Raw genomic sequence first — 13,664 nt, 5'->3', positions numbered from 1 at the left:
CTTTCACGCCCTCGTGTCTGACGCGTAGGAAATGTTTCACATTTCCATCTGATCAGGCTAGGAGAAAACCTGAACGTTACAGGGTAACATAGATGAGTCTTATCCCGGATATTTCAGAATTGCTGGCCCGCGCCCGCGCAGACCTGCGCATGGGGGTGCCGGTGGCACTGGCGGATGACAGCGGGTTCAGTGTGCTTGCCATTGCGACGGAAACGCTCAGCGCGCAGCGGCTCGCCGATTTGCGGGGGATTGCCGAGGAACTTGTGGTTACGGTCACCGTGCGGCGGGCGGAAACGCTCAAGGCGCGGGCCTATGACGGCGATCTGGCCCGGGTGATCATTCCAGCAGATGCCGGGATATCCTGGGTTCAGGCGGTTGCCGACCCGTCGGACGACCTGAATGCGCCGATGAAGGGGCCTCTGATGACGGAACGCCACGGCAGCGCCAACTTGCATCGCATTGCCATCGCCCTGACCAAATCCGCGCGCCTGTTGCCGGCAGCCGTCGTCGTTCCGGTTGAAAACGGGCGCACCTTCGCGACCGCACATGGCCTGACCTGTATCGACCACACCCGCGCAGCGCCGCATCTGGCCGACCGCAGCGCGCTGCACGCTGTTGTCGCCGCACGCCTGCCGATGGAGGTGTCCGAGGCCGGGCGGCTGCATGTTTTCCGCCCCGAAGATGGCGGCGAGGAACATTACGCCGTCGAAATCGGACGCCCTGACCGGGACAAGCCGGTTCTGGCGCGTCTGCACTCGGCCTGTTTCACCGGGGATCTGATGGGCAGCCTGAAATGCGATTGCGGGCCCCAGTTGCGCGGGGCGCTGGCCCAGATGGGGTCCGAAGGAGCCGGAGTTCTGCTGTATCTCAACCAGGAAGGGCGCGGCATCGGTCTGGCCAATAAAATGCGCGCCTATTTCCTGCAGGACCAGGGTTTCGATACGGTCGAGGCAAACCATCGGCTGGGATTTGAAGATGATGAGCGGGATTTCCGGCTGGGTTCGGATATCCTGAAATCTCTGGGGTTCAGTTCGGTGCGGCTGCTGACGAACAACCCGGCAAAGATCGCCATGATGGAAAAGACCGGAATCGCGGTGACCGAGCGTGTGCCGCTCAAGGTCGGCGAAACCTCTCATAACCGGGGATATCTGGCAACCAAGGCGGCCAAATCCGGCCATCTGCTGTGACGCCGCAGGATCTTGTCCTGACCCCGCGCGGCCTGCGTTTTCACGGGCGGGTGTTTCCCTGCACGATCGGCAAAGGCGGGCGCGCCAGCGCCAAACGCGAGGGTGACGGCGCCACACCTGTTGGTGCGCATCAAATTGTCGGTATGCTGTACCGCCCGGACCGGATCGCGCGACCTGCCCCGTGGGCAATTCCCATCGGACCGCGTGACCTGTGGTCCGATGACGTGCGGGACAGCCGCTATAACCAACTGGTCAGCGCGCCTTATTCCCACAGCCATGAAAAGCTGCGCCGGGCTGATCCGCTGTATGATCTGGTATTGATCACCGATTGGAACTGGCCCAACGCAGTGCCCGATTGCGGTTCGGCGATCTTTGTTCACCAGTGGCGGCGCCCCGGATACCCGACCGAAGGCTGCGTGGCCTTCCGCCGCGATCACCTGCACTGGATTGCCGGAAAAGTGTCCTTCGGGACGCGGCTGATTATCCCTGCGCCTTGACCCTCTCGCCGAAGATGGCGGAACCTACGCGCACATGTGTCGCACCCAGCGCGATGGCCTGTTCGAAATCCCCGCTCATCCCCATCGACAGACCTTCCAGCCCGTTGCGTTCGGCAATCCTGGCTAGCAGCGCGAAATGCAGCGAAGGCTCCTCTTCGACCGGCGGTAAACACATCAGACCCTTTACCGGCAGATCCAATTCGTGGCATTCGGCAACAAAGGCATCGGCATCCGCGGGTAGAATGCCGGCCTTTTGGTCCTCTTCCCCGGTGTTGACCTGAACAAACAGGTCCGGGCAGTGGCCTATCTCCTGCGCCAGTCGCGCCAGCGTTCTGGCCAGTTTGGGGCGGTCCACGGAATGGATGGTGCCGAACATCGCCATGGCCTGACGGGCTTTGTTGGTCTGCAACGGCCCGATCAGGTGCAGATCGACATCCGGGTATTGTTCCATGAAGCCGGGCCACTTGCCCGCGGCCTCCTGCACCCGGTTTTCGCCGAAACAGCGATGCCCCTCGTCCAACACGGCCCGCACGCGGGCGTCGGGCTGAACTTTCGACACCGCGATAAGTTTGACTGAACCTGCGTTCCGCCCGGCGGCGGTTTCGGCTTTTGTGATGCGGGCGGTGATTTCCTGCAGCGACATTGCGTTCCTCAATCAGCTTCAAGGGCAGAGAAACACCAAGTCGGCGCAAAAGAAAAGGGCAGGTCCGAAGACCTGCCCTTAAACCTTGCGGTTTCAGATCAACTTAGAAGTTGAACTGTGCACCGAAGTCAGCAACGATCTGGTCGCTTGTGCAGACGTCACAGTCGTTACGGCCAATACCACCGCGCAGGGTTACACCGCCGCCCAGGTCGTAGATGGCGCCGATTGCAATCTGCTGGGTGTCAGCGTCTGCGTTACCGTCGCCGTAGGCGAACAGCAGGGTGGTTGCAGCGCCCAGGTTGTAGGCTGCCGACAGACCGTAAGCAGTGCCGTCGGTGGCGCTTACTTCGGTGTTATCGTCTGCAACAAACAGGGTACCCGAGAAGTCGCCCCATTCACCACCCAGGGTCAGAACGGTCAGGCTGGCGTCGCTGCCACCAAACGGGTTCTCAGTTTGACCATAGGCCAGAGCCGCGGTGATGTTGTTGAAGGTGTAGGTCGCGCTGACATCCCAACGGTCAGCGTCGTCTGCTACGCCATTGATGCCGATGGTTGCCTGGTCATACGACGCGCCGAATGCGAAGTCGCCGACTGCGTACTGGAAGAACACAGCGTTCGCGCCCGAACCGGTCGAGGAGTAACCCAGGAAGCTGTAGTCAACGCCCGAGTACTGACCTGCGAACAGTTCCAGACCTACTTCGTTACCGTAGTAGTTTGCCAGGTTGTCGATGGCACCTGCAACGTTGCCCGCGTCAACACGCAGACCGCCGTAGATGACCGAGAAGCGTGCGCCGTTCAGGCCAGCCGCGTTGGCTTCGCCGGTCGAGCTGTCTTCGTCAGCCTGCAGACGAACACGAGCCGAGAACTCAACGCCGCCGTCGGTTTCTGCGGTGCCGTCGATGTTCAGACGGAAACGCGAGACCAGGATTGCGTCGTCGGTGTCTACAACCGCGGTGCCTGCCGGGTTGACCGCGCCGCTTGCGGTGGTGGTGAAGTTGGCAACTGCGCCGGAACGGTCTTCAGCATAACCAATACCAAAACGGCCATAGCCGCTGAACTTAACGTCGGCCGCTGCAACGCTCGCTGTTGCGATCAGTGCGGTCGATGCGAAGAGAACTTTTTTCATCTTGTTTCCCTCGGTTTCAAAGTTTTTCTACTCGACACATGCCTCAGCACATGTCTCAGCACGGGAACCGTTTCGCTCTTTTTGCCCCCATCACGCAAGCTTGGCATAAATGGAGGGCCTGCATTCAGCCCGGATTGGTGCAAGGATGTCACAGTCGATTTTCCCCCTAAACGACGGGCCAGCCTGCTTATATGTGACAAGAATGGGGTTGTTGCTGAACTGGACCTTGTCTAGGAGTATCACCTAACAACACAGACCATAGTGAACGGGACCAGTCGACAATGCGCTTGCAGACGATTTTCGGTTTGATCATAGTGACTGCCGCCGTGTCGGCCTGCGGACAGAATCGGGGTGCGTCTCCGAACCCGGATCTGCTTTATACAGACAGCAGCCGTTCGAGCGAACGTGAGTTGAATGATCCGAATCGTTCGACCATCTGGGACGTGTTCGACACCCGCAACGCGGAACAGGTCACCAATGTGAACCGCTATCTGTGGGCCGCATCCCTGGATGTTCTGAATTTCCTGCCCGTACAGGATGTTGATCCGTTTACCGGTGTAATCGTAACGGGTTACGGCACACCACCCGGTGGCGGCCGGTCTTACCGCGCCACGGTTCACATCAGTGACCCGGCGCTGGCGGCGCGCTCTCTGTCGGTTGCACTGCAGGGCAGCGGCGGCGCTCCGGTCAGTGCTGCCACGACCCGGGCGGTCGAAGATGCGATCCTGTCCCGCGCCCGTCAGTTGCGCATTGCAGACAACAGGCTCTAGCAACCGGTCGAAAATCACAATATTACCACGCCGGGTTCTGACCCGGCGTTTTCATTCACGAAGGACCGCAAGATGTCTCGCTATTCGGCCAACGAAATCGAAGCAAAATGGCAAGAGGCCTGGGACAAGGCCGGAATCTTCTCCGCCAACCGCACGGCGGACAAGCCAAAATACTATGTGCTTGAGATGTTCCCCTACCCGTCGGGCCGAATCCATATGGGGCATGTGCGCAACTATACGATGGGCGACGTGATCGCACGCCACAAGCTGGCCACCGGGCACAATGTTCTGCACCCGATGGGCTGGGACGCCTTCGGGATGCCCGCTGAAAACGCAGCGATGGCCATTGGCGGCCATCCCAAGGACTGGACCTATGGCAACATCGCCGACATGCGCGGGCAGATGAAGCCTCTGGGCCTGTCGATCGACTGGTCCCGCGAATTCGCGACCTGCGATCCGGAATATTACGGCCAGCAGCAGGCGCTGTTTCTGGATATGCTCGAAGCCGGGCTGGTTTACCGCAAGAACGCCGTGGTGAACTGGGACCCCGTAGACATGACCGTGCTGGCCAATGAACAGGTGGAAAACGGGCGCGGTTGGCGTTCGGGTGCGTTGGTCGAACGGCGCGAGCTGACGCAGTGGTTCTTCAAAATCTCGGACTATTCCGAGGAACTGCTGAGTGCGCTGGACACGCTGGACAACTGGCCCGCCAAAGTGCGGCTGATGCAGGAAAACTGGATCGGCAAGTCGCGTGGTTTGCAATTCGGGTTCGAACGCACTGATGGTGGCGAGCCGATCACGGTCTATACGACTCGCCCCGACACGCTGCTGGGCGCGTCTTTTGTTGGCATCTCGCCGGACCATCCGATAGCCAAGCAGCTTGAGGCCGAAAGTCCTGAAGTCGCTGAATTCGTTACGGAATGCCGCAAGGGCGGCACCACCGAAGAGGCGATCGAGACCGCTGAAAAGCTGGGCTATGACACCGGTATCCGCGTCAAGCATCCGCTGGACCCGAATTGGGAACTGCCGGTCTGGATCGCCAACTTCATCCTGATGGATTACGGCACCGGCGCGATCTTTGCCTGTCCGGCGCATGATCAGCGAGACCTCGATTTCTGCCGCAAATACGGCCTGCCGGTGGTCGACACCTTCTTTGCGCTGAATGACGACACATCGGTGGACAAGATCGCCTTTGTCCCGCCCAAGACCGAGAAGGTCCGCTGGGTGAACCATTTCGCCGGCCTGACCGAAGCAACCGGCGGCGAAGCCATCGACGCCACCGTCGAATTCGCCGAAAAGGCCGGCTGGGGCGAAGGTGTCACCAAATACCGCCTGCGCGACTGGGGCCTCAGCCGTCAGCGTTACTGGGGCTGCCCGATTCCTGTGGTACATTGCGATGCGTGCGGCGTGGTGCCCGAGAAGAAAGAGAACCTGCCGGTCCGCCTGCCCGATGACGTGACGTTCGACAATCCGGGCAACCCGCTGGACCGTCACCCGACCTGGCGCGATTGCGCATGTCCGTCCTGCGGTGCGCCCGCCAAGCGCGAGACCGACACGATGGACACGTTCGTCGATTCGTCATGGTATTTCGCCCGTTTCACCGCGCCGCACGCCGAAACACCCACCGATCTGGCCGAGGCGGAATACTGGATGAATGTCGACCAGTATATCGGCGGGATCGAGCATGCGATTCTGCACCTGCTCTATTCCCGTTTCTTCGCACGGGCGATGAACATCACCGGCCATCTGCCCAAAAAGGCCATCGAACCCTTTAATGCGCTGTTCACGCAGGGCATGGTGACGCATGAGATTTACCAGACCCGCGACGGCAAGGACCGCCCTATCTATCACCTGCCCGAAGACGTGACCGACGGCAAACTGGCCGACGGCACCGAGGTTGAGATCATCCCTTCGGCCAAAATGTCCAAATCCAAGAAAAACGTGGTTGATCCGGTCAACATCATCTCGGCCTTCGGGGCCGATACCGCGCGCTGGTTCGTGCTGTCCGATTCGCCGCCCGAGCGGGATGTGGAATGGACGGCCTCGGGCGCAGAGGCGGCATTCAAACATCTCAGCCGCGTCCACCGCATTGCCTCGGAAATCGCCCAGTCGGAGATCCCGGCCAATGCCGATGACGAGGTCCTGCTGCGCGAGATGCACAAGACCATCCATGATGTGACGGGCGGCGTGGAATCCTTTGGTTTCAACGCCTCGATCGCCAAGCTTTACGCTTTTACCAATACGCTGGCCAAATCCAATGCAGGCAGCGCCGCGAAACGCGCCGCGGCCAAAACCCTGGCACAGCTGATGTCCCCGATGACACCGCACCTGTCCGAAGAGCTGTGGCAAGTGCTGGGCGGAGTGGGCCTGGTTGCGACGGCCCCGTGGCCCGTCGCGGATGAGGCGATGTTGGTTGATGACACCGTCACCCTGCCGATCCAGATCAACGGCAAACGCCGCGCGGAAATCAGCGTGGCCAAGGATTTGGACAAGGCCGAGGTTGAAAAAATCGCGCTCAGCACCGAAGCTGTGCAGAAGGCGCTGGATGGCAATGCGCCCAAGAAGGTGATTGTAGTCCCGGGCCGGATCGTGAATGTCGTTGTTTGATCGCAGAAAATTCGTGTTGATGCCGCTGGCAGCCTGCTTTTATGTGGCCGCCTGCGGGTTTGAGCCGGTCTATGCTCCCGGCGGCTCGGGCGCGGCACTGAACGGCAGGGTTGCCGTATCCGCCCCGAACACCGTGGAAAGCTATCTGTTGGTGCAGAATCTGGAACAGCGTCTGGGCCGCAGCGCCAATTCCGGCAAGGAATACGCGCTGGACGTGAAAGTGGTGACTGTCACGCGGCGTGCCGCGGTGACTACGACTAACGAAACATCCCGCTATACCATTGAAGGGCGGGCCGATTATACGCTCAAGTCCAATGAAACGGGCCGGATCGTGGCCTCGGGCGATGTGTCGGATTTCGCCGGCTATTCCGCCGCCGGGTCCACCGTGTCCACGCTGGCGGACGAACGGGACGCGACCGAGCGTCTGATGGTGATTCTCTCGGACCAGATCGTAAACCGTCTTTACGCGACGCCGAGCCTGTTCCAATGAAGCTGAGCCCGCGCGAGGCCGAAGGGTATTTCGCCCGCCCGGACGCGGACAAGGCAGGGCTTTTGATTTACGGCGCGGACGCAATGCGTGTGGCGCTGAAACGCCAACAGGTACTGGCTGCATTACTGGGCCCCGCCGCCGAGGAAGAGATGCGCCTGACCCGCATGCCCGGTGCCGATCTGCGCGGCGATCCCGCCCTGTTGCTGGATGCGGTCAAGGCAGTTGGGTTCTTTCCCGGTCCCCGCGCGGTTTTCGTCGAAGACGCAACAGACACGGCGGCCCCTGCGATCCTTGCTGCGTTCGAGGATTGGGCCCCCGGTGATGCCCAGATTGTCGTCACGGCTGGGCAGCTCAAACCCAGTTCGAAGATTCGCAAGGCGTTCGAAGCTCATCCAACGGCTTATGCGGTAGGTATATACGACGATCCCCCGTCGCGGGTCGAGATCGAACGGATCCTGGCCGAAGCCGGGCTGCGGAACATCCCCCGCGATTCGATGTCGGCGATTGCCGAACTGACCACCGGGATAAGCCCCGGTGATTTTGCCCAAACCATTGAAAAACTGTCGCTCTACAAACGCGGCGACACTTCGGAACTGACCATTGAAGATGTCGAAGCCTGTGCGCCACGCTCGACCGAGGCCGCGTTGGACGATGTATTGAATGTCGTCGCAGAAGGCCGCGCCGGTGAGATCGGGCCGCTGATCCGGCGTCTGCAATCGCAGGGCACCAACGCGGTCAGCCTGTGCATCGGTGCAACCCGGCACTTTCGCACCCTTTATGCCTGTGCCTCTGATCCCGGCGGCGCGGCGCAGGGTATCGGCAAATTGCGCCCGCCGCTCTATGGTAAGCGTCGCGACCGGATCTTACGGCAGGCGCAAGGCTGGGGCGCGCCAAAACTGCAAACCGCGCTGACCGTGCTGACCGACACCGATCTGTCGCTGCGGTCCGCCGGGCAGACCGCCCCGGCCATGGCGCTGGTCGAGCGGGCCATGATCCGCCTCGCGATGCTGGCGCGGTCGCGCTAACCCGCCCGACCCGGCCAGGCCGCGGCAGAGCGTCCAGCCCATTTCCCGGTCGCCAGACAGGCGGTCAGCAGATACCCCCCTGTCGGCGCTTCCCAGTCCAGCATTTCTCCGGCGCAGAACACCCCCGGCACCGCGGTCAGCATCAGCCCGTCGTCCAGCGCCGCGCGGGTCACACCACCAGCCGTTGAAATCGCCTCATCTATCGGGCGCAGACCCGCATGGTGTATGGGCAGATTCTTGATCGCCTGCGCCCAATGTGCCTGCGACGGTGCGCCGGATTTGGCCATCTCGTGGAACAATGCAATTTTCGGCGGCGACAGGTGCAGCGACTTTTTCAGCCACTGGGTCAGGGTTGTCTTTGACTTTTTGGCAGCCAGCCGCGCCAGCAGCGCCGGTTCGCCCAGATCGGGTACAAGATCGACATGCAACGACTCGCCGTCACGCAAGGCCGGCGTCAGGGAATACAAGCCGCCGCCTTCCAGCCCGGTCGCCGAAATCGTCGCCTCACCCCGGCTGTGCAAGTCGCCAGCCGACCAGCGGACAGATTTGAGGGCCGAGCCGAAATGCGGCTGCATGTGGTGGCTCCAATCGACCGAAAGCGCGGAATTGGCAGGCGCGAACGGGGCAAGCTCGACCCCCTTTTCGTGCAGAATCCCGGCCCACAGACCATCCGCCCCCAGACGCGCCCAGCTTGCGCCGCCCATGGCCAGAACCGTGACGTTCGGCGCGATTGTCTGCCGGCCCAGCACCGTGTCGAAGGCCAGTGCATCTCCTGTCCAACCGACCCAGCGCCAGCGGGTCCGGATCTGAACCCCTGCGGATTCAAGCCGCCCGAGCCAGGCGCGCAGCAGAGGAGAGGCCTTCATCACCGTCGGAAACACCCGCCCGGTCGAGCCGGTGAACAGGCTCTGCCCCAGTTCACGCGCCCAGTCCTGTACCCCGGCGGCATCAAAATCGGCTATCATCGGGCCCAACCAGTCCGCGGCATCGCCATAGGCATCCATCAGCGTTCCAAAAGGTTCGTCCCGGGTCAGGTTCAGACCGGACTTGCCCGCCATCAGAAACTTGCGCGCGACCGATGGTTTGGCCTCGGCCACCAGAACATCGTGACCCGCCCTGGCAAGTTCTTCTGCTGCCATCAGGCCGGCGGGTCCGGCCCCGATCACCACTGCCTGTGCCATTGCTGTCCTCTTGCCTTCCGCGCGCCGTGGCGCAACCCTGTGATTATGATGCCGAACAGCGATCCGATCTGCCCGCTTTGCGACCGCCCCATCCCGGATGGGGACGGCAGCCTGCACCATCTGATCCCAAAACTCAAAGGGGGCAAGGGCGGACCCACGGTTTTGCTGCACGTGATCTGCCACAAAGAGGTTCACGCCACCCTGACCGAGGCGGAACTGGCCCACGAGTTCAATTCGGTCGACGCGTTGCGGGCGCACCCGCGTCTGGAAAAATTCCTCAACTGGGTGCGCAAACGTCCGCCCGGGTTTCGGTCGAAGGTTCCCGGCAAGCGGCGCGGTCGCTGATCAGTCCGGCAGGACCGGATCGCCAAAAGCGTCCCGGGTCGGCGCGGCCAACCCCGCGAACCCAAGCCCGCGAAAATCGGGCACCGGGGCAAATTGCACTCCGGCAATATGCTGGAATTCCAGCGTCGTATAAGGGCGCTGCCAAAGCCAGGGACGGTTGTCCACGGCCCAAAGGTCGGCATCGGGCGGCGTTTCATCTGTAAACGCATAGAAATGCAGATCAAAACCGTTTTGCGCGACCTCCTGAACCGACAACAGTTGCATGCCCTGCGCCCGGCAAAACGCGTCCTCGGCCGCAATGTCACCGGTGCGCAGAGTGATCTGGCCAACGCGGGCTTCAGCAAACGGCGCCTCGGGATCCGCCGCGTTTTCGGGTCGATTGCCCTCGAACTCGTGCTGCAACAGCTCGATCATAAACCCTTCGGGGTCGCGCAGGTGGCACATATAGCCGATGTCCAGAAACTGCCTGGGCTCTGAAACCTCGACCCCGTTTTGGCGCAAATGCGCGGCGGCCAGATCGACATCCGGCAGGGTGATACCGATCTTCCAGTAGCGCTGCCCCCGATCATGGGTATATCCACCGCCGCCCGGCATCAGCACCAGATCGGCATCCAGGCCGGCATATCCCACGCGCTGGCTTTGCCCCTGCCTGCGCACGGACATCCCCAGCATGTCCCGGTAGAACCCGGCCAAAGCTTCGGGATCAGCGACGCGCAGATAAAGGGCGGACAGCCTCATGGGCATAACCGCGAAATACCGGCGGCAATTTCGGGGTCCGCGCTCAGGCTGTCGGCGACCAGTTCATGCGCCGTCGTCATCAGCATATCGGGCGGCACGACCCGGTCGATCAGACCAAAGGCATACGCCTCTTCTGCCGAAATCTTTTGCCCCGCCATCAGGATCATACGGGTGCGGGATGGGCCGATCAGCGCGGCCATGCGTTCGGGGTCGGAAGGTTGCGGCAGAAAGCCCAGCTTCATGACCGGATAGAAAATCCTGGCCGTGGGAACCGCGATGCGTATGTCACAGGCCAGCACCATCCCGTTAGCCCCGCCTGCCAGCGTTCCGTTCAGGGCGGCAACTGTCAGACACGGCAGGGACGCGATTGCGCCGGACAACCGTTCCCACAGGTCCGAGGTCGCAAGCCCGGCGCGCGCCTGTTCAAGGTCGGCCCCGGCGCTGAACACCTTGCCCGCACCTGTCAGGATAAGCGCGCGGGCCCCGGTCGCGCCTTCCGCTATCTCAACCAGTTCGGTCAGCATCTCCTGCGTCAGCGCGTTGGCTTTGTCCGGGTTGTTGAGCGTGACGGTCCACAACCCGTCCGACTTGGTCAGTTCGATCACGTCAGCCCAACCCTTTGCCGGATATCTTCACGGCGCAGCGAGATTTCGGCGCCCAGAAACTCATCCGCATCGTCGCTGCACATCCACAGCAGGGCGCGCGCGGGCCAGTCTGCGGGGATGTGATCGCTCCAGTCCAACTGGCTGACGGCGTTGATGCCGCTGGCCTTGATCACCCGCTGCATATCCGTGGCCACGGTTCCCGGCGACAGGCCCATGGCCCGGATCCCGTGTATGGCCTCTTCCAGATGCAGGCATTCGGTCAGCATCTTCGCGCCCGCCTTCGAGGCGCAATAATGGCTCCAGGCTTCGACGGGATTGGAGGCAGCGCCCGACGATACTGTCAGAACGGTGCCCCCGCCGGCGGCCCGCATCACGGGCAAGGCCGCGCGCATGCCGTAGAACACACCTTTGAGGTTGATATCGATTGCCTTGCTCCAGGCTGCGACATCGGCATTGGACAAATGAAAGATCGGATCGATGATGCCGGCATTGCCGATCAGCACGTTAAGCCCGCCGAACCAGTCGACGCAATCGGCGACGGCCTGTTCCACCTGTGCGAAATCGCTGACGTCGCATTGCAACGCGATGGCCTTGTCACCCAGCGCCGCAGCCAGCGCATCAATCTGATCCCGGTTTCGGGCCACCACCGCGACATTTGCCCCGGCTGCGGCAAATACGCGCCCCGCTTCGGCGCCGATGCCACGGCTGGCCCCAGTTATCAGTACGGTTTTCCCCTGCATTCGGACCCTGTACCTCCGTTGTCTTGAGATTGTGTGAATCTCTACCGCGCGAACGGGGAAAGGGTCCAGCCCTTGCCCCTTGACGCCCGGGGCCACAGGCACGACGATGCCCGCAAATTTGACCAAGAAGGGTTCTCTGATGTCCGTTTTCCTTCGCCGCAGCAGCGGCGCAGTTCTAGCCTATGCCATTGTCGCCCAGGGCGCGTTTGCCGATGTCACTGCAAACGATGTCTGGAATGACTGGCAGACCTATTTGACGCAGATGGGTTATACCGTTTCCGGGACGCAATCGGTCTCTGGCAATGTCACCTCGATTGCCGACATGACCGTTGTGATGGACCTGCCCGAGGACGAGGCGCAGTTTCAGATGGTCGTCCCGGAAATGACGCTGACCGAAAACGGCGATGGCACCGTCAGCATCGGACTGCCGGAAAGCTTCCCCATGACCGTGACCGGCGGTTCGGGCGACGAGTCGTTTTCCGTCGATGTTGGCTATTCGCATGACGGGTTGGAAATGGTCGTCTCCGGCACGCCGGAGGACATGACCTATGACTATTCGGCCAAATCCCTCGGCATCAAGCTGGATGATCTGATGGTCGATGGTGAACCGATGCCCGACAACGCTCTGGGCGTGAACATGCAGATGACCGATCTGGCGGGCAGTTCGCGGATGAAGATCGGCGAGATTCGCGATGTCGATCAGAAACTCACCGCAGCCGGTCTGACCTATGATCTGGTGTTCGATGATCCGGAAAGCGATGACGACGCCAAGATCAACGGATCGCTGAATGATCTGACCTTTGCAGGCACCAGCCTGATCCCGTCGGACTTCAATGTTGCGGACCCGCAGGCGTTTTATGGTGACGGGTTCGCCTTCTCGGGTGTTTTTAACTATGCCTCTGGTCAGACCGCCATCGCCGGCACCAGCGAGGGCGAGGCGTTTTCGATGGGCAGCGAATCCCAGGGCGGCCGCTTCGGCGCCAGCATTGACGCCAAGCGTATCGCCTATGATGTCGAACAGAACAGCTCGAAACTGGCCGTGACCACTGCCGATCTGCCGTTTCCGATCGAAATCGCCATGGCCAATGCCGGGCTGAAATTCGAGTTTCCGGTGCAGCAGTCCGAAGAAATTCAGCCCTTTGGTTTCGCAATTAACCTGACGGATTTCACCATGTCGGATGTGCTGTGGAGCATCTTTGACCCCGCTGGCGCCCTGCCGCGCGACCCCGCCACCATTGCCCTGGACACGACCGGAACCGCGAAGATCCTGACGAACCTGTTTGACCCGGTGGCGACCGAAGCGCTGGAGCTTTCGGACGAAGCCCCGGGTGAGCTGCATTCGCTGCGGATCAACGAACTTCTGGTGTCGCTGGTCGGCGCAAAGCTGACGGGCGACGGCGATTTTACCTTCGACAACTCGAACACCGAGGAGTTTGACGGTTTGCCCGCCCCGTCCGGGGTTGCCAACCTGACGCTGGTCGGGGCCAACACGCTGATCGACAAGCTGATCGGCATGGGTCTGGTTTCCGACAGCGACGCGATGGGTGCCCGGATGATGATGGGCCTGATGGCGGTTCCGGGCGAAGAGCCGGACACGCTGAATTCCAAGATCGAATTCACCAAGGACGGTCAGATCCTGGCAAATGGCCAGCGCATCAAGTGACGATTTTGCGGGAAGGCGGCTGCGCTGCCTTCCCCATCCTGCGGGAT

General features: G+C 61.5%; 14 protein-coding genes. 8 read left to right on the top strand and 6 right to left on the bottom strand.

Annotation, left to right across the window (positions count from 1 at the left end; translation table 11 throughout):
* The first annotated feature begins 92 nt into the window (after positions 1 to 92).
* Together ribA and ACR0D8_RS19010 are read left to right on the top strand one after the other, a co-directional pair.
* The gene (gene ribA / locus ACR0D8_RS19015) at positions 93 to 1,187 is read left to right on the top strand and encodes a GTP cyclohydrolase II (RefSeq protein ID WP_480648884.1); all 1,095 of its coding nucleotides are present in this window, start codon (positions 93 to 95) and stop codon (positions 1,185 to 1,187) included.
* On the top strand, positions 1,184 to 1,684 hold the full coding sequence (locus tag ACR0D8_RS19010; RefSeq protein WP_480648882.1) for a L,D-transpeptidase family protein: 501 nt from the start codon (positions 1,184 to 1,186) through the stop codon (positions 1,682 to 1,684). The genes ribA and ACR0D8_RS19010 overlap by 4 nt, the downstream gene beginning before the upstream one ends.
* Here ACR0D8_RS19010 and ACR0D8_RS19005 read toward each other — a convergent pair.
* Complete coding sequence (locus ACR0D8_RS19005; RefSeq protein ID WP_480648880.1) at positions 1,668 to 2,327, bottom strand: YggS family pyridoxal phosphate-dependent enzyme; 660 nt, start codon at positions 2,325 to 2,327, stop codon at positions 1,668 to 1,670. The genes ACR0D8_RS19010 and ACR0D8_RS19005 overlap by 17 nt on opposite strands.
* Positions 2,328 to 2,430: 103 nt before the next feature.
* On the bottom strand, positions 2,431 to 3,453 hold the full coding sequence (locus ACR0D8_RS19000; RefSeq protein ID WP_480648878.1) for a porin: 1,023 nt from the start codon (positions 3,451 to 3,453) through the stop codon (positions 2,431 to 2,433).
* A gap of 281 nt (positions 3,454 to 3,734) precedes the next feature.
* Here ACR0D8_RS19000 and ACR0D8_RS18995 point away from each other — a divergent pair, with 281 nt between their 5' ends.
* The 4 genes from ACR0D8_RS18995 to holA all read left to right on the top strand — a co-directional run bounded on the left by ACR0D8_RS18995 (position 3,735) and on the right by holA (position 8,345).
* Positions 3,735 to 4,223, top strand: a complete 489-nt coding sequence (locus ACR0D8_RS18995) for a DUF3576 domain-containing protein (RefSeq protein ID WP_475157509.1) — start codon at positions 3,735 to 3,737, stop codon at positions 4,221 to 4,223.
* Between the two features lie 72 nt (positions 4,224 to 4,295).
* The gene (gene leuS, locus ACR0D8_RS18990; RefSeq protein WP_480648876.1) at positions 4,296 to 6,830 is read left to right on the top strand and encodes a leucine--tRNA ligase; all 2,535 of its coding nucleotides are present in this window, start codon (positions 4,296 to 4,298) and stop codon (positions 6,828 to 6,830) included.
* A complete protein-coding gene (gene lptE, locus ACR0D8_RS18985) occupies positions 6,817 to 7,320 on the top strand; it encodes an LPS assembly lipoprotein LptE (RefSeq protein WP_480648874.1) in 504 nt (167 codons plus the stop codon). The genes leuS and lptE overlap by 14 nt, the downstream gene beginning before the upstream one ends.
* Positions 7,317 to 8,345, top strand: a complete 1,029-nt coding sequence (holA, locus tag ACR0D8_RS18980; protein ID WP_480648872.1) for a DNA polymerase III subunit delta — start codon at positions 7,317 to 7,319, stop codon at positions 8,343 to 8,345. Before lptE ends, holA begins: the two co-directional genes overlap by 4 nt.
* Here the strand turns inward: holA and ACR0D8_RS18975 are convergent.
* Positions 8,342 to 9,526, bottom strand: a complete 1,185-nt coding sequence (locus ACR0D8_RS18975; protein ID WP_480648870.1) for a TIGR03862 family flavoprotein — start codon at positions 9,524 to 9,526, stop codon at positions 8,342 to 8,344. The two genes, holA and ACR0D8_RS18975, sit on opposite strands and share 4 nt — an antisense overlap.
* 48 nt (positions 9,527 to 9,574) lie before the next feature.
* Between ACR0D8_RS18975 and ACR0D8_RS18970 the strand changes: the two genes are divergently transcribed.
* Positions 9,575 to 9,871 (top strand): HNH endonuclease, encoded by a 297-nt coding sequence (locus tag ACR0D8_RS18970; protein WP_480648868.1) that lies wholly within the window; start codon positions 9,575 to 9,577, stop codon positions 9,869 to 9,871.
* On the opposite strand, the gene ACR0D8_RS18965 is transcribed toward ACR0D8_RS18970, so the two are convergent.
* The 3 genes from ACR0D8_RS18965 to ACR0D8_RS18955 are packed head-to-tail and all read right to left on the bottom strand — an operon-like array spanning position 9,872 to position 11,954.
* Positions 9,872 to 10,609: a VOC family protein gene (locus tag ACR0D8_RS18965; RefSeq protein WP_480648866.1), complete on the bottom strand. Its 738-nt coding sequence runs from the start codon at positions 10,607 to 10,609 to the stop codon at positions 9,872 to 9,874.
* Positions 10,606 to 11,214, bottom strand: a complete 609-nt coding sequence (locus ACR0D8_RS18960) for an enoyl-CoA hydratase/isomerase family protein (protein ID WP_480648864.1) — start codon at positions 11,212 to 11,214, stop codon at positions 10,606 to 10,608. The genes ACR0D8_RS18965 and ACR0D8_RS18960 overlap by 4 nt, the downstream gene beginning before the upstream one ends.
* On the bottom strand, positions 11,211 to 11,954 hold the full coding sequence (locus tag ACR0D8_RS18955) for an SDR family oxidoreductase (protein ID WP_480648862.1): 744 nt from the start codon (positions 11,952 to 11,954) through the stop codon (positions 11,211 to 11,213). The genes ACR0D8_RS18960 and ACR0D8_RS18955 overlap by 4 nt, the downstream gene beginning before the upstream one ends.
* Before the next feature lie 139 nt (positions 11,955 to 12,093).
* On the opposite strand from ACR0D8_RS18955, the gene ACR0D8_RS18950 reads away from it, so the two are divergent.
* The gene (locus tag ACR0D8_RS18950; RefSeq protein ID WP_480648860.1) at positions 12,094 to 13,617 is read left to right on the top strand and encodes a DUF2125 domain-containing protein; all 1,524 of its coding nucleotides are present in this window, start codon (positions 12,094 to 12,096) and stop codon (positions 13,615 to 13,617) included.
* Positions 13,618 to 13,664 lie beyond the last annotated feature (47 nt).

This window comes from Ruegeria sp. BG10, from assembly GCF_056538575.1.
Note: the sequence above shows the minus strand (reverse complement) of the source record. Positions and strands in the feature narration are given on the sequence as shown.